Origin of the sequence: Burkholderia plantarii, from assembly GCF_001411805.1 — a bacterium.
GTDB lineage: Bacteria > Pseudomonadota > Gammaproteobacteria > Burkholderiales > Burkholderiaceae > Burkholderia > Burkholderia plantarii.
In genome coordinates this window covers 2,091,669-2,107,454 of the sequence record NZ_CP007212.1, presented here as the reverse complement: position 1 = coordinate 2,107,454, position 15,786 = coordinate 2,091,669, and the positions used below count along the sequence as shown (strand labels likewise).

16 protein-coding genes are annotated in these 15,786 nt (G+C 69.1%); 8 read left to right on the top strand and 8 right to left on the bottom strand.

The genetic code is table 11. From position 1 onward, the window contains the following. Positions 1-361 precede the first annotated feature (361 nt). Positions 362-1,390: an AraC family transcriptional regulator gene (locus bpln_RS09020; protein WP_055138624.1), complete on the top strand. Its 1,029-nt coding sequence runs from the start codon at positions 362-364 to the stop codon at positions 1,388-1,390. A gap of 147 nt (positions 1,391-1,537) precedes the next feature. Here the strand turns inward: bpln_RS09020 and bpln_RS33815 are convergent, their stop codons facing one another. Beyond that, positions 1,538-1,714: a DUF1328 domain-containing protein gene (locus bpln_RS33815; RefSeq protein ID WP_042624946.1), complete on the bottom strand. Its 177-nt coding sequence runs from the start codon at positions 1,712-1,714 to the stop codon at positions 1,538-1,540. Positions 1,715-2,127: 413 nt separating this feature from the next. Between bpln_RS33815 and bpln_RS09015 the strand changes: the two genes are divergently transcribed. Next, positions 2,128-2,685 carry a lipocalin family protein gene (locus tag bpln_RS09015; protein WP_042624945.1) on the top strand — a complete coding sequence of 186 codons (558 nt, stop codon included), beginning with the start codon at positions 2,128-2,130 and terminating at the stop codon, positions 2,683-2,685. A gap of 229 nt (positions 2,686-2,914) precedes the next feature. After that, complete coding sequence (locus bpln_RS09010) at positions 2,915-3,730, top strand: alpha/beta hydrolase (protein WP_226993532.1); 816 nt, start codon at positions 2,915-2,917, stop codon at positions 3,728-3,730. A 46-nt stretch (positions 3,731-3,776) separates the two neighbouring features. Here the strand turns inward: bpln_RS09010 and bpln_RS09005 are convergent, their stop codons facing one another. The 5 genes from bpln_RS09005 to bpln_RS08985 form a co-directional block, all read right to left on the bottom strand. After that, positions 3,777-4,628, bottom strand: coding sequence for a carbohydrate ABC transporter permease (locus tag bpln_RS09005; RefSeq protein ID WP_042624943.1), 852 nt, complete (start codon positions 4,626-4,628; stop codon positions 3,777-3,779). Between the two features lie 22 nt (positions 4,629-4,650). Beyond that, entirely contained in the window at positions 4,651-5,649 is a 999-nt protein-coding gene (locus bpln_RS09000) for a carbohydrate ABC transporter permease (RefSeq protein WP_042624942.1), read from the bottom strand. Positions 5,650-5,781: 132 nt separating this feature from the next. Next, positions 5,782-7,035, bottom strand: a complete 1,254-nt coding sequence (locus tag bpln_RS08995; RefSeq protein WP_042624941.1) for an ABC transporter substrate-binding protein — start codon at positions 7,033-7,035, stop codon at positions 5,782-5,784. A gap of 95 nt (positions 7,036-7,130) precedes the next feature. Further along, positions 7,131-9,134: a beta-galactosidase gene (locus tag bpln_RS08990; protein WP_055138623.1), complete on the bottom strand. Its 2,004-nt coding sequence runs from the start codon at positions 9,132-9,134 to the stop codon at positions 7,131-7,133. A gap of 99 nt (positions 9,135-9,233) precedes the next feature. Beyond that, on the bottom strand, positions 9,234-10,397 hold the full coding sequence (locus bpln_RS08985) for an ABC transporter ATP-binding protein (protein ID WP_055138622.1): 1,164 nt from the start codon (positions 10,395-10,397) through the stop codon (positions 9,234-9,236). A gap of 184 nt (positions 10,398-10,581) precedes the next feature. Between bpln_RS08985 and bpln_RS08980 the strand changes: the two genes are divergently transcribed. Further along, positions 10,582-11,655: a LacI family DNA-binding transcriptional regulator gene (locus bpln_RS08980; RefSeq protein ID WP_055138621.1), complete on the top strand. Its 1,074-nt coding sequence runs from the start codon at positions 10,582-10,584 to the stop codon at positions 11,653-11,655. Between the two features lie 117 nt (positions 11,656-11,772). Then, entirely contained in the window at positions 11,773-11,970 is a 198-nt protein-coding gene (locus tag bpln_RS08975) for a ribbon-helix-helix protein, CopG family (RefSeq protein WP_042624937.1), read from the top strand. Between the two features lie 12 nt (positions 11,971-11,982). Here the strand turns inward: bpln_RS08975 and bpln_RS08970 are convergent, their stop codons facing one another. Together bpln_RS08970 and bpln_RS08965 are read right to left on the bottom strand one after the other, a co-directional pair. Further along, a complete protein-coding gene (locus bpln_RS08970; RefSeq protein WP_042624936.1) occupies positions 11,983-12,831 on the bottom strand; it encodes a fused MFS/spermidine synthase in 849 nt (282 codons plus the stop codon). A gap of 24 nt (positions 12,832-12,855) precedes the next feature. Next, the gene (locus tag bpln_RS08965) at positions 12,856-13,200 is read right to left on the bottom strand and encodes a zinc ribbon domain-containing protein YjdM (RefSeq protein WP_055138620.1); all 345 of its coding nucleotides are present in this window, start codon (positions 13,198-13,200) and stop codon (positions 12,856-12,858) included. A gap of 50 nt (positions 13,201-13,250) precedes the next feature. On the opposite strand from bpln_RS08965, the gene bpln_RS37660 reads away from it, so the two are divergent. The 3 genes from bpln_RS37660 to cfa all read left to right on the top strand — a co-directional run bounded on the left by bpln_RS37660 (position 13,251) and on the right by cfa (position 15,756). Beyond that, entirely contained in the window at positions 13,251-13,673 is a 423-nt protein-coding gene (locus bpln_RS37660; RefSeq protein WP_244486959.1) for an HPr family phosphocarrier protein, read from the top strand. Positions 13,674-13,806: 133 nt separating this feature from the next. Beyond that, positions 13,807-14,064, top strand: a complete 258-nt coding sequence (locus bpln_RS08955; RefSeq protein ID WP_123863504.1) for a hypothetical protein — start codon at positions 13,807-13,809, stop codon at positions 14,062-14,064. Between the two features lie 513 nt (positions 14,065-14,577). Continuing rightward, a complete protein-coding gene (gene cfa / locus bpln_RS08950) occupies positions 14,578-15,756 on the top strand; it encodes a cyclopropane fatty acyl phospholipid synthase (protein WP_208459479.1) in 1,179 nt (392 codons plus the stop codon). The last annotated feature ends 30 nt before the right edge of the window (positions 15,757-15,786 follow it).

Here is a 15,786-nt window from a genome sequence, read left to right as displayed (position 1 = left end):
CCTTGGAAAGCCGGGCGCGCGCGGCGGCGGGCGTCCGTGGGCAGGCGCGCGCGCCGGGAAGGGCGCGCGCGGCGCGTAGGCGGTTCGGGTGGCATCGGACAGGAGCGGGCCGACGCCGCTGAGTCAGCGCGTCAGCATCCGGGCCGGGGCCGTCGATGCGATCGCCATGCATGCGGCGCGCGCGGGCCGCCGCGCCATGCGAGGAAGAGGGCATTCATGCGTGTCTCCGGTATCGGTCCGGGGCGGCCGACGAGCCGCCGCCCCGTGTCTTGTTGATCCGATAATAGTGAGATACGATCCGCCGCGTAAGGTCAATTTCGGACAGAGTGGTGTCCCCGGCGGACATCCGGGAGGGGACGCGATGCCGTCGAAATATCCGTTGCTCAACGAGCGCGTCTACGCGCCGTACAAGATCGCGGCGCTGGTCGAGGTGCTCGCGGAGCAGGGCATCGCCGTGGCGGACAGCCTGCAGGGCAGCGGCGTCGAGCCCGGGCAGATCGACGACGCGTCGGTGCTGACCTCGGTGCGCCAGTACGCGGCCGTCTGCGCGAACGCGGTGCGGCTCTCGACCGACCCGGCCACGCCGTTTCGCACCGGCGCGCGCCTGCATCTGGCCGCCTACGGCATGTACGGCTACGCGCTGATGTCGTGCCTGTCGCTGCGCGACTACTTCCGGCTCGGCGTCAAATATCACCGGCTCGCCACGCCGACGCTGACGATCGAATGGCACGAGTATCCGGACCGGGCCGTCTGGACCTTTCCCGACGCGTTCGCCTCGAACCTGCCCCACGAGGTGCAACGCTTCCTGCTGGAGCAGCAGTACACGCAGCACGTCACGCATCTGCAGGACGTGGCCGGGCGCAGCTGCCCGCCGCTCGTCGCGCGCTTCGCCTATCCGGCGCCGCCGCACGCGGCCGTCTACAGCGACTATCTCGGTTGCCCGTGCGAGTTCGACGCCGCGCGCTGCGAGCTCAGCTACGACAGCGCGATCCTCGAGTTCCGGCCGCAACTGGCGCACCGGCATTCGGCGGCGCTGCTGCAGGAGACCTGCGATCGCCTGATCGGCCAGGACAAGACGTCGTTCGGCGCGTCCGGCGAGGTGTATCAGGAGTTGATGCGCAAGCCCGGCGAGTTTCCGAACATGGAGGCCGTGGCCGTCGCGCTGAAGATGACGAGCCGCACGCTGCGGCGCCGGCTCGAGGCGGAGGGCACTTCGTTCGTGGCGATCGTCGACGACGTGCGCTGCTCGCTCGCCACCGAGTATCTGCGGACCACGAAGATGAGTACCGAGGACGTGGCGATGCTGGTCGGCTTCAGCGACACCGCCAACTTCCGCCGCGCGCTGAAGCGCTGGACCGGCAAGGGGCCGGCGGAGATCCGCCAGCAGTGAGCGCGGCGCGAAGCGTGTCGCCGCGCGAGGCCTGCCAGACGGATCGGGGCGGGCTCGCCGAGCCCGCCGTGCCTGATCTCGAAGCCGCTTGCGCGAGCCGCGCCCGGGAATCGGGCGGCGCCTCGCGCCTCGTCCCCGGACGATGCGCTATTTGACGACGCGCTTGGCCACCACCACGCCGATCACCAGGAAGATGATGCAGAGCACGAGGAACAGGCCGAACAGGAACTTGGCGATCGCGGCCGAGCCGGCGGCGATGCCGGTGAATCCGAACAGTCCTGCGACGATGGCGATCACCGCGAAAATCAAGGCCCATTTGAGCATGGCGATTGGCTCCCGAGAGTTGAAAGTAGTGGATGCTTGAAATGTCGAAGCTCGACGCCGTGTACGGCGAACCGTGCCGGCGGCCCGTTCACCATGCAATTGCCGCGCCAGCTCCGGTGATTCGCGCCGCGCGCTCGCGCCGGCAGGATCGCGCGTCGCGACGGCTCGCCCGCGCCGCGACATGTCACGGGAAAAGCGGCCGGTAAATACTACAAACCGGGCACGACCGGCTTGCAATATTGGCCGCGTTCGTGCCGCTCTGGGGCCGCGTTCAGCGGCTGCGGCGCGGCAGGCGCGAGGCGCCGAAGCCCGTAGCCCGGGCGGGCGGCGCCGCGTGATGGCGAGCGCCTGCGCGCGGGTGGTATCGAACCTGCTTGCCGTATCTGAATTCGTCTAATGACAAGGAAACCCGAATGAATCGCTCCCTGGTACGCCTCGCCGCGCTGACCGTCGCCGTAACGGGCGCCGCGCTGCTGCTCAACGGCTGCGGCCTGATCGGCGGCAAGCGCGGCAACGCGGCGGTGCCGCAACCGGCCAGGCCCGTCGATCTCGATCGCTATCTCGGCCGCTGGTACGAGTTCGCGCGCTACGAGAACCGCTTCGAGCGCGATTGCGACGGCGTGACCGCCGATTACGCGCGGCGCGCGGACGGGCTGATCGACGTCGTCAACGCCTGCGCGCGCGATGCGCACGGCGCGCCGCGCGTCTCGAAGGGCCGCGCGAAACCGGTAGCCGACAGCGACGGCGCGAAGCTCAAGGTGTCGTTCTTCGGCCCGTTCTATATCGGCGATTACTGGGTGCTCGACCACGCGGACGACTACAGCTGGTCGATCGTCGGCGAGCCGTCGGGGCGCTTTCTCTGGCTGCTGACGCGCGAGGCGCATCCGTCCACGCTGCTGCGCCAGCAGCTCGTCGCGCGCGCGGCGGAACTCGGCTACGACACCTCGCTGCTGCGGATGACGGCGCAGTAGGCGCCCGGTCCGGTTGCCGCTGCCGGCCGCCGGCTCGCCGTCATGCCGGCGGCGCGCTCGGCCCGCCGGCCGAAGGGTCGGGCCGGTTCGCGCGCCGCCGTCAGGTCTGGAGCCGGCGCGCCCGCCGCGCGCGCGCTTCGCCTTGGCTTGCCGCGATGCGCATCGGCCGCGCACGCCGCCGGCCGGCTCCTTATACTGGCGCATCCTCATTTCGAAGCTCCGACGCGCAATGTCTGTCAAACGGATCGTCATGGCCGGCTGCCTGATCGCCGCCGGTGTCTACCTGGCCGCGGCCGCCGCGCTGTACCTGATGCAGGACCGCATGCTGCTGCCGACGACGCCCGGTGTCGCCGATCCGCGCGACCTGCCGCATCCGGGCGAGCGCATCGAGCGCTGGCAGATCCGCGGCGACTATGCCGGCTACGTCGTCACGCCGGACGGCCCGGCGCCGCGCGGTACCGTGATCGTCTATCACGGCAACGAGGAATCGTCGGAGACCAAGCTGCCGCTCGCGGACGTGTTCGTGCACGCGGGCTACCGCGTGGTGATCGCCGAGTATCCGGGCCACGGCCGGCGCGCCGGCCCGCGCACGCTGCACGCGGCGCTGGCCGCCTCGCGCGACGCGCTCGCGCAGACGCTCGCGAGCTGGCCCGGCGAGGTCTGGCTGGTGGGCGAATCGCTCGGCGCCGGCATGGCCGCGCGGGTAGTGCAGGGCAACGAGCAGGCGCTGGCCGGCGTCGCGCTGATCACGCCGTGGGACACGCTCGCCTCGGTGGCGCGCGAGCAATATCCGGCGTTTCCGGTGCGCTGGCTGCTGCACGACCCGTTCGATTCGATCGCGGCGACCGCCGCCTACCGCGGCCCGCTCGTGATCATCGGCTCGCAGCGCGACACGCTGATCCCGGTGGCGCACGCCGAACGTCTGGCGAGCGCGCATCCCGGCAGCCGCCTGATGCTGCTGCCGGAGGCGAACCACGACACCTGGTTCGACGCGATGACGGCGCCGCGCTGGCAGCAGGTGCTGCGCTGGATGGGGGCGGCGTGAGGCGGTGAGGGGCGGGCGGCGGATCACCGTCGCCGCTGCCGCGCCGTCACCCCTTCGTCGCCCCGAACGTCAAGCCCGCCACGAAGTGCTTCTGCATCAGGAAGAACATCGCCACCGACGGCAGCGCCGCCAGGATCGAGCCCGCCGAGACGAGATTCCACGACGTGGTCCACTGCCCCTTCAGCGCGGCCACGCCGACCGTGATCGGCGCCGCGTCGTCGCCCTGGGTCAGGCACAGCGCCCAGAAATAGTCGTTCCAGACGAACGTGAACACGAGGATCGCGAGCGCCGCGAGGGCGGGGCGGATCAGCGGCACGACGATGCGCCAGAACACCGTCCATTCGCCCGCGCCCTCGATGCGCGCGGCCTCGATCAGCTCGAACGGCAGCTGCTTGATGAAGTTGCGCAGGAACAGCGCGCAGAAACCGGTCTGGAACGACAGGTGGAACAGGATCAGCCCCTCCACGCTGTTGTAGAGGCCGAGCTTCAGCGTGAGGTCGCGCACCGGGATCATCAGCACCTGGATCGGCACGAAGTTGCCCGCCACGAAGGTGCCGAACAGCGCCGCGTTGCCGGGGAACCGGTAGACGGCGAGCGCGAAGCCCGCCATCGCCGCCAGCGCGATGGCGCCGGCCACCGAGGGCAGCGTGATCAGCACGCTGTTCCAGAGGTAATGCAGCATCGGCGACGCGCTCAGCGCCTCGCGATAGTTCTCGACCAGGGCGAAGTGTTGCGGCCAGCCCCAGTAATGGCCGGCGTTCAGCTCCTCGGTGGAGCGCACCGAGGTGATCAGCACGGCGACGAGCGGCAGCAGCCACAGCAGCAGCGCGAGCGGCAGCGTGAGCTTGTAGAGCCGGCGCGAGGCCGGTTTCCAGCGGTCGATCGGCATCGGAAACATGCGGGCGTCTCCTGTCGGACGGTCAGTGTTCGCTGCGCAGCAGATGGCGCAGGTGGTAGACGATGTAGAGCATCATGATCGCGAACAGCACCACCGCGATCGCCGACGAATAGCCGAAGCGGAAGTACTTGATGGCCTGGTCGTACATGTAATAGGCAAGCACGGTGGAACTGTCGAACGGGCCGCCCGAGGTCATCACCGAGATCAGGTCGAAGCTGCGCAGCGCGCCGATCACGGTCACCACGATCGCCATGAACGTGGTGGGCCGCAGCTGCGGCAGGATCACGTGCCACAGCAGCGTCCAGCCGCGCGCGCCCTCCATGCGGGCGGCCTCGATCTGCTCGGCGTTCAGCGTGGTCAGGCCGGTCAGGTAGAGGATCATGCAGTAGGCCGTCTGCGGCCACAGCGCGGCGAAGATGATGCCGGGCGTGGCGTAGCGCGGATCGCCGAGCACCGGGATGCCGTGCCCGATCAGCAGCTTGAGCAGGCCGAAGGTCGGATCGTAGAACCACGAATAGATCAGCCCGACCACCACGCCCGACAGCACGAACGGCGCGAAGAACAACGACTTCACCACGCGCATGCCGGCCACCGCCTGGTTCAGGTACAGCGCGATCGCGAGGCCCAGCGGCGGCGCGAGCAGGAACAGCAGCAGCCAGATCAGGTTGTTCTTCAGCGCGGTGTAGAACGTGTCGCTATGGACCAGCTCGGCGTAGTTCGCGAGGCCGATGAAGTCGGGCTCGCTCATGCCGTCCCAGTGGTAGAACGACAGCCGGATGGTGGATACCACCGGCCACACCACGTAGAGCGCGAACATCAGGCAGGCCGGCGCGAGGAACAGTGCCGCGGCGAGCCGCTGGCGGCGTTCGGTCGGCGAGGCGCGCCGGCGCGGCTTCGGCCGCGGCGTCGATGCCCGGGGCCGGGCCGGCGGCGCCTCGCGGCCCGCGCCGGCGGTGCCGCCGGGCTCGCCGCCGGGGTCGGTGCGCTGCGCGGCGGCCGGTGCCGGCGGCGAGGAAAGCACGATACGTGACACGGCGGATCTCCTTGATCGTCGCGGGCGGCGGCAGCGGCGGCACGGGCGGCGTCCAGCCCGCCCGGCGCCGCTGCCGCCGGTCCCGCTCACTGCGGATTCACTGCGGGCTCATTTCCCGCGTCACTTCCGGTAGATGCGCTGGCGCGCGGCCTCGAGCTGCGCGAGCACCGCGTCGAGCTTGCCCGGGTCGGCGAGGAACTGCTGCATGCCCTTCATCCCCTCGTCGGCCATTTCCTTGGTCATGTCGCGATCGTAGAACTGCGCGATGCCGCCCTTGGTATCGGCGAGGATGTGGAAGGCGACCTTCGAGATCGCGTCGTCGGGCTCCGGCGACTGGCTGTTGGCCGACAGCGAGCCGAGCCCCCTGGCCAGTTGCGCGCCGATCGCCGGCGTCTCGACGAACGCGAGGAACGCGCGCGCGTCGGCCTTGTTCTTCGCCCTGGCGGGGATGTGCAGCGACTCCACCGGGCCGTCCTCGGCGGTCGGCACGTTCGCGTCGATCACCGGGAAGCGGAAGAAGCCCATGTCCTGCCGCACCGCCGGCGTGAAGCCGCCGGTGATGAAGGTGCCCATCAGCATCATCGCCGCCTTGTCCTGGAACAGGAACGGCTGGGCCGCGTCGAGATCGTAGGACAGCGCGTTGTCGATGAAGTAGCCGGCGTCGATCAGCTGCTTCCAGGTGGTGTAGACCTTCTTCACGCGCGCGTCGGTGTAGGCGATCTGGCCGGCCATCAGCTGCTGGTGGAACGCGTTGCCGTTCAGGCGCAGGTCGAGGTAGTCGAACCAGCCGGCCAGCGTCCACGCATCGCGGCCGCCCACCGCGATCGGCGTGATGCCGGCGGCCTTGAGCTTCTTGCAGTCGTCGAGAAACTCGGCCCAGGTGGTCGGCTCGGCGGCGATGCCCACCTTCCTGAACAGGTTCTTGCGATAGAACATCCCCCACGCGTAGTAGACGGTGGGCGCCGCGTAAGGCTTGCCCTGGTACGACGAGGCCTCCTTGGTCGAGGCGTACATCGTGTCCCAGTGGTTCTTCTGCCAGTCGGCGGAGAGATCCTCGAACAGCCCGCGCTTGGCGTAGTAGGCCATGCGCTCGCCGTCGTGCCAGTTGATGATGTCGGGCGGCGCCGTGGTCAGCCAGTTCGGCAACTGCACCTTGTAGGCTTCCTCGTCGACGAACGCGAGCTTGACGTCGGTGCCGGGGTGCGATTGCTTGAACTGATCGACCACCTGGGTCCACACCGCGCGCTGGCTCGCGCCCTTGAACGCGATGTTGACGCTCAGCGTGCCGGCCAACGCGGCCGTCGCCGACAGGCCGGCCAGCGCGGCCACGGCAAGCGCGGCGAGGCCGCGCCGGAAGCGGGGTTGAGTGTTCATCTGCTGTCTCCTGGTTTCGGTTTTTGTCGGAACTGCGGAACTGCGAAACAACGAAATCGAACGGCGCGACCGGACCACCGACGCGCCGTGAAAACTCAACCGGCCGCCGTGCGATACGCGGCGACGCCGGCCGCCTCGATGCAGCGCGTGCCGACCAGGATCGCCGCGTCGGGAATCGCGGCGTCGATCCGGTACGGCTGCGGGCCGTAGTTGAACACCCAGGTCAGCGCGCCGCGCCGGCTCACGCGCACCGCGTCGCCGAGCGCGACGGGCGCGAGCCCGGCCTCGCGCGCGACGCGCGCCAGCAGCGCGGCCGTGCCGGCCTCGTCGAACAGGCTCGCGAAGTAGTGGAACACGCCGTGCCGCAGATAGGCGGGATGACCGTCGTGAAAGCGCGCGCGGATCTCGACCGAGTCCGCCCGCGCGGCGTCGACCTCGATCAGGTCACGCCAGTGGCGCGCCTGCGTCTCGAACGCGGCGGCGTCGCCGCCGGCGGCAACCTGCACGGTCTCGGCGAGCGTCGGCCGCAGCGACTCCACGCGCCAGACGCGGACCGGCAGATGCGCCGCGAGCGGGCCCGGCGGCAGGTTCGCGGGAATCTGCAGGTCGGGCGTCTTCGAGCCCGTGCGCGGGCCGAGCACGACCTGCGCGCCGCAGCTGGCGAGCCGCTGCGCCAGCGCCTCGGAGACGATCGGCAGCGGCGGCACCACCACCAGCTGGTAGCCGTCGAGCGGCGCGTCGGCGGCCACCACGTCCACGTCGAAGCCGAGCGAGCGCAGCGCCGAGTAATACTCCACCACGAAGCGCGGATAGTGGAAATCGGCACCTTGCGGATGCACCTCGAACAGCCACTTCGCCGTGTAGTCGAACAGCAGCGCCACGCGCGAGCGGACCGGCGCGGTGGCGTCGGCCTCGGCATCGGCGAGCAGCGCGCGCAGCTCGCCGGCCACCGCGGCGGCCTCGCTGCCGCCGATATCGAGCCGGTTGTCGGGCGTGTTCAGGCCCGCGTGCATCTGCTCCTGCGCGAACGGCGCCTGGCGCCAGCGGAAATACGACACGCAGCCGGCGCCGTGGGCGAACGCCTCCCAGCTCCAGAGCCGCACCATGCCCGGCAGCGGCGCCGGGTTCCAGTGCGCCCAGTTCACCGGCCCCGGCTGCTGCTCCATCACCCAGAAAGGCAGCCGCGACATGCCGCGGTAGAGGTCGTGGTTGAACGCGGCGAAATCGGGGTGGCCGGTGCGCAGGTAGCGCGCCTTCACGTCCGGCGCGTACCACTGCTCCTCGAGCGCGCCGAGCGGGTAGCTGTCCCAGCTCGCCACGTCGAGGTCGGCCGCCACCGGATAGTGGTCGAACTCGGTGAACAGCTGCATGAAGTTGTGCGCGATTGGCCGGCCCGGCGAATGCGCGCGAATGATCTCGACCTGCATCCGGTTGTAGCGGCGCACTTCGTCCGAGGCGAAGCGGCGATAGTCGAGCCGATGCGACGGATGCGCCTCGGTGACCGTGCCGACCGGCGCGTCGATCTCGTCGAAGCCGCGGTACTCCATGCTCCAGAACACCGTGCCCCAGGCCGTGTTGAGTGCCTCGATGGTGCCGTAGCGCGCGCGCAGCCAGTCGCGAAAGCGCGCCTGTGCGGCCGGCGAATAGCTGACCACGGTCTGGTGGCAGCCGTATTCGTTGTCGGTCTGCCAGTAGGCGACGGCGGGGTGGGCGCCGTAGCGTTGCGCCACCGCCTCGCAGATGCGCCGCGACGCCTCGAAGTAGCTCGGCGACGAGAAATCGTAGTGGCGGCGCGAGCCGAACGCGCGCGGCCGGCCGTCCGCGCCCACCGGCAGGATGTCGGGATGCCGGTCGATCAGCCACTTCGGCGGCGTGGCGGTGGGCGTACACATCACGACCTGCAGGCCGGCCGCGCCGAGCACCTCGATCGCGCGGTCGAGCCAGCCCCAGTCGTATTCGCCCGGCTGCGGCTCGATCCGGCTCCAGGCGAATTCGGCGATCCGCACCTGCTCGATGCCGAGCGCCTTCATGCGCGCGGCGTCGTCGTTCCACATGGCTTCGGGCCAGTGCTCGGGGTAGTAACAGACTCCAAGGCGCATCGGTCGATCCTCGATCGTTGGGTGGGGCTCGTGGGTTTTGGCGGCCCGGCGGCGGGCGCGCGCTTCGGTGAATGTCGATGAACGAATCGGGCGCCCGCCTCAGGCGGGGGAGAGCGCGGCCGGCGCCGGCGCGGCGATCGCGAAGCCGTCCTCGGCGAACAGGTGGCATGACGCGGCCGGGGCGCGCAGCCGGACCCTGTCGCCGGGCGCGACGCGCAGCTCGCCGGGCGCCTTCGCGATCAGCGTGCCGTCGGGCTGCTCGAGGTGGACGTAGCTGTGTTCGCCGAGCGCCTCGACCAGCGTGACGCGGCGCGTCAGCAGCAGCGCGCCGTCGGGCGCCTTGCCGCCCGCGCCCGCCGCCACGAACTCCAGATGCTCGGGGCGGATGCCGAACGTGACGGCGGCGCCGGGCGCCGCGCCGTCACGCGCGAGCGGCAGCACGGCGGTCTCGCCGCCGCCGTCGAGCTGCACGCACAGCCCGCCGGCCTCGGCCGCCAGCACGCGCGCGGCCAGGAAGTTCATGCGCGGCGAGCCGATGAAGCCGGCCACGAAGCGGCTCGCGGGCCGGTAGTAGAGATCGAGCGGCGCGCCGACCTGCGCGATGCTGCCGTATCGTTCGGTATCCTCACCGCTGTGCAGCAGCACGATCTTGTCGGCGAGCGTCATTGCCTCCACCTGGTCGTGCGTCACGTAGACCACGCTCGCCTCGGCGAACTGCCGGTGCAGGCGGCCGATCTCGATGCGGGTCTGGCCGCGCAGCGTCGCGTCGAGGTTCGAGAGCGGTTCGTCGAACAGGAACACGCCGGGCTCGCGCACGATCGCGCGGCCGATCGCAACGCGCTGCCGCTGGCCGCCCGAAAGCGCCTTCGGATGGCGCTCGAGCAGCGCCTCCAGTTGCAGGATGCGGGCCGCCTCGCGCACCTTGCGGTCGATCTCGGGCTTCGGTGTCTTCGCGAGCCGCAGGCCGAACGCGATGTTCTCGTAGACCGTCATGTGCGGGAACAGCGCATAGCTCTGGAACACCATCGCCACGCCGCGCTGCGCGGCCGACAGGTCGTTGACGCGCCGTCCGCCGATCGCGATCTCGCCGTCGCTGACGTCCTCCAGGCCCGCGATCATCCGCAGCAGCGTGGATTTCCCGCAGCCGGACGGCCCGAGGAACACGCAGAACTCGTGCGCGCCAATCTCCAGATCGACGTCGCGGATCACCGGGGCGGCGCCGCCATACGCCTTCTGAACGCCTTTCAACGAAATGCTCGCCATCGCTGCGTCTCCATGTTTTAATCGCAGAATCGCGGAGATTAAGCGCTTAACCTGCGAGCCACGAGAAACGATCGCCGTGGCGATCGGGGCAGGTCGTCTCCGTTTTTCCTTCTGATATCGGCCCATCATGCAACGGGCCGGCGCCGCCAGCAAATATTGAGACAAGATTTCATCTATTGAGACAATGCCGACGCTTGCCGAAGTCGCCCAAGCCGCGGGCGTGACGCCCGCCACCGTCTCGAACGTGCTGCGCAACCGCGGCCGGGTCGGGGCGCTCACGCGCGAACGCGTACTGGCCGCCGTCGAGGCGCTCGGCTACCGGCCGCACCTGGCCGCGCGCGCGCTCGCGGAAGGGCGGGCGCCGACCATCGCGTTGATGGTATCGAGCATCGCCAACCCGTTCTATCCGGAGTTCGCACTAGCGGTGGAGAACGCGCTGCGCCGCAGCGGCCGCTACCTGATCATCTGCAACACCGAGAACGATCCCGCCATCGGCCGCGGCTACCTGGAGCAGATCGCCGGCACGCTGTCGGAGGGCGTGCTGGTGATGAACGCCAATCTCGATCTCGACGACCTGCACGCCACCGTGGCGCGCGGCACGCCGGTAGTGCTGTGCATGTGGGAGCGGCCCGAGCTGCCGCCGGGGCTGCCTTGCGTCGCGGTGGACTTCCGCCTCGCGGGCGAACTGGCGGCCGCGCATCTGCTCGCGCTCGGCCATCGCCGGATCGGCGCACTGGTCGGCAGCAAGGCGTCGGGCATCCATGCGGCGCGCTACGACGGCTTCGTCGCCGCGCTCGACGCGGCGGGCCTGGCCAGCGCGAGCGCGCCGGTGCGCCATGCGCCCGACACGATCGAAGGCGGCTACGCGGCCGCGCGCGAACTGCTCGCCGCGCATCCGGACCTCACGGCGCTGTTCGCCACCAACGACCTGCCCGCGCTCGGCGCGATGCACGCGGCGGCCGACGCCGGCCTGCGCGTGCCGCACGACCTGTCGGTGGTCGGCATCACCGACATCCAGCTGGCCGCGCAGTCGCGTCCCGCGCTGTCCACCGTCGCGGTGCCGACCGCCGGGGCGGCCGCGCTGGCCGTCGCGCTGCTCGCGGAGCTGGTGGGCCTGAACGGTTCGGGGGGGCAGGGTGGTCATGGCGATCAGGGCGCGGAAGGCGACAGGCACGACGCGCCGCTCATGCGCGTGGCCGGCGAGCCGCGGCTCGTGGTGCGCGCCTCGACAGCGCCGCCGCGAGGCACCGGCCGCTGACCGCGAGCGGGCCGCTACCGGCCGTCACGAGACGAACGCCCGACATTCGGTTAGGCTGTGCCGGTCGATGAATCGATTACAATCTGATTAACATATCAACCCGGCCTCTGCCTGCAAATGGAAACCAAGACTGCACGATTGACCATCCTGATCGACCCCGCGAAAAAGGCGGCATTCGAGAGGCTCTGTGCAGAACAGGACATCACGCCGTCGCAGGTCGTCCGGCAATTGATCCGCGAGTATCTGGCGCAGCACGACGTGAAATACGAAACCGCGAGCATGGCCGCCGAACGCGCCACGCGACGCGACAAATAATCGGGCGCCGCGTTATTCCGCGTTTATTTTTTCGATTTTCCAGTGGGGCCGACCGCACTCGCTCCACTTCAGTTGCCCGATCTCGAAACGCTGGCCCCGCTTGATCCGGGCCGCCAGTTCGTGCAAGTCGAGCGCCGCCGAGAAATCGAAACCGCCGGCCCGTTTGAACAGCACGGCGGCATGCGGCAGCGCACTGACGCCGTTCCACGCGAACACGATGCAATTGCCGCCGTTATTCGACATCAATACCGAGCGTGCCGTGCCGAACACGGCTTCCACGCGCCCCAGATAAACCGGCAGTCCCGGATCGTCATCGACGAAATTCGCCACCAATACGCCGTGCTCGCGCAGCCGTTCGCGGCACGCTTCAAGAAACGCCTGGCTCGCGCATTGGGGCGACATGCCCTGCGCCTCGAAGGCGTCGAGCAGGATCACGTCCGCCGAAACCTCGGGGCGGCGCATGTAGTGGGCACCGTCCGCGCAGATCACCTCGAAGCGGTCGCCGTCGGCGGGCAGGTGGAAGCGTTCGCGCAGCGCGATCACGTCGGGATTGATCTCGACCGCGGTGATCGCGGCGGCGGGCAGGTGCCGATGGCAGTACTTCGCCAGCGAACCGCCGCCAAGCCCGATCATCAGGATATGCGCCGGCGCGGGCGCCAGCAGCACGAAACCCATCATGCTGCGCGTGTACTCGAGCACCAGCCGCTCGGGTTCGGTCAGCGACATGAAGCTCTGCGCCGCCGACAGATCGAAATGCAGCGACACCGTGCGCCGCGTCTCCAGCACGATCGGCTTGCTGCCCCCAAGCGACGCGGCGAACACCGCCGCGAACGCGTCCCACGCCGTCTTCCGATCCGTCATCGTCCTCCCCAAAAAGGATCCGCGTCAGGCCTTGCGCAGGTAGCACGCCTTCAACATGAAATTGCCGGCGTCGGTGCGGCAGTCCACTTCGTGATCGCCGCTGGCGAGGCGAATGCCCTTGATCCGCGTGCCGACCTTCAGCGTGATCGACGAGCCCTTGACCCGCAGGTCCTTGATCAGCACCACCGAATCGCCGTTCGCGAGCACGCTGCCGTGCGCGTCCTTCACCACCGCCTCGGCGGGCGCCGCCGGCTCGTCGGCGTTCGCCCCGGGCGACCACTCGTGACCGCAGTCCGCGCAGACGACGAGTTCGCCGTCGGGATAGGTGTTGTTCATCGCGCATTGCGGGCATGCGGGCAGGGCTGACATGAGGGGTCCGGTCGAGGGGTGGCGGGGTGGCCGCGCGAGGGCGGCACGACGTGAATGTGCGTTTCATTATAATGCACGACACATGCTATGATGATATCGAGATAACGTCGGCATTGCCGTTTTTCCCCGCTGGTTTGCATGTCCCGCCGGGCTTGTCGGGGGAGGAACCGGCAGGCGCGCGGCAGGCGTTCGTGCCGCTCGCGCCCCTCGGAGATGTCATGGCAATTTGGGTGGAGGTGAGGCTCGCGACGACGCGGGACTTCTCGGCAACCGGCGCCTGCGGCGCGGCGCTCGCCGAATGCGCGCGGCGCTTCGGCAGCGACATCCGGCTGATCGCGGACGGCCGCGAGATCGATGCGAAGGCTCCGGCGGCATCGCGCCTGCGCGCGGGTTCGCTGGTGCAACTGCTGGTGGACGGGCACGACGAGGAAGCGGCGGTACGCGACCTGCTATCGTTGCTGCAGGCACACTGAGCGGGCGCCGTGCGGCGCCGCCAGCGAGAAGATTCAGGGAACCGTTCGACGGCCTGCCGGCAGCGCCCGGGACAATCGAACGTCACGCCGCTCGTTTCTCCAGGAAGCGCGGCGGCAGCAGAAGGGTTTTGCCGTGCCCAAACATTTGACCTATGCCGATATCACGGCGCGCGCCGAACTGGAGATCCACTACTATCTCCAGCGCGCGGCCGTCGATCATGCCGGCGACGACACCATCGATCAGGCGCTCTCGCGCGGGGCGGCGCTTGGCGCGCTCTCGCTGTGGGATGCGCTGGCCACCGATCTGGCCGCGTTCCATACGGCGGACTACACGGCCGACCGCGCGCGGCTGACGGCGCTGGTGGCTTCCGGCAGCCCGCCGGCGGTGTGAGGCGCGCGGTACGTTTGTCTTGGTGACGGCGTTGGCGATTGAGCCGGCCCGTCCTGCATCCCGATTCCTGCCGGCCGGTTTTCCGGCCCCGCGTCTGTCCGCTCACGACGCGCCGCGCCCGCGATCCGCCTCGTTGCTGCTCTCCGTACCGGGCCGCCGCGTTACTGTCGAATGCCAATCAAAAGAAATCGATAGGGACCGGTAAACGGGACTGGTAAAACGAAAGCGCACGAGCACTTCGCGGCTTTCAAAAATGACAGCTTTGCGTAAGCAGATTAATGCGCGGCGGCAGGATTATTGCGTCGGGCGTAGAAGTCTTTGCGCACGCACGAATCAATGCAGCAGGCAACGGAACGTAGTATTTTCATTTTCGCGCTCCGGGTCGATCCCCGGAAGTGACGACTGCCCATGGCCCGCTTTCCGCAATGGTATCGTTTCCGTCCTGACGGCACGAATGCGGAGCAGCGCGGCATCGGGCGCAGCGATGGATGTTCGAATTCGGCCAACCTGAGAATGGAGGCAGCGACCGTGGCCACACAACCGGAAGATCGCGTCGAACCCGTGCAGGCGGAGGTGCATACGTCCGCCGCCTATCGGCTTGTCGAGGAACTGCTGTCGCGCGCCGACGTCCGTCTCGACGGTTCACGCCCGTGGGACATCCGGCTTCTCGACCCCAAGGTACCCGAGCGCGTGCTCGCCTACGGCAACCTCGGCTTCGGCGAAGCCTACATGCAGGGGCAGTGGGAGTGCGACCAGCTCGACGAACTGTTCCGCCGCATCCTGATGGCGCGGGTGGACGAGCAGGTGCATGGCACGCGGCTGATCTGGCAGGCGCTGCGGGCACGCTGGACCAATCGCCAGACCGCGCGCCGCGCGTGGCAGGTGGGCGAGCAGCACTACGACATCGGCAACGCGTTCTACGAGGCCATGCTCGACCGGCGCATGACCTACACCTGCGGCTACTGGGGCGACGGCGCGACGACGCTGGATCAGGCCCAGGAGCACAAGCTCGACCTGATCTGCCGGAAACTCGGGCTCAAGCCCGGCATGCGGCTGCTCGACATCGGCTGCGGCTGGGGCAGCCTGATGGGTTACGCGGCGGAGCGCTACGGCGTGTCGTGCGTCGGCGTGACGATTTCGAAGGAGCAGGCGGCCTGGGGCGCGAAGCGCTATGCGCACCTGCCGATCGAGTTTCGCCTGACCGACTACCGCGACGTGGACGAACGCTTCGACCGGATCGCCAGCGTCGGCATGTTCGAGCACGTCGGCGCGCGCAACTATCGAACCTACATGGAAGTCGCGCAGCGCTGCCTCGCCGACGACGGGCTGTTCCTGCTGCACACGATCGGCAAGAACCGCCGCGAGACCACGCCCGATCCGTGGATCGACCGCTACATTTTCCCGAACGGCGAAATCCCGGCGCTCGCGCATGTGACGGAAGCGCTCGAAGGGCTGTTCGTGGTCGAGGATCTTCACAACTTTGGCGCCGACTACGACCGGACGTTGATGGCCTGGTACCGGAACTTCGACGCGGCCTGGCCGCGCTTCGCTGCCGAGAAGGGCGAGACGTTCCGCCGGATGTGGCGCTACTACCTGCTGTCGTGCGCGGGCGGCTTTCGCGCGCGCGAGATCCAGCTGTGGCAGTGGGTGCTGTCGCCGCGCGGGGTGGTGGGCGGGTATCACCGGCCGTAGGCCGGAAGCGCGCCACGAGGCGCGCATCAC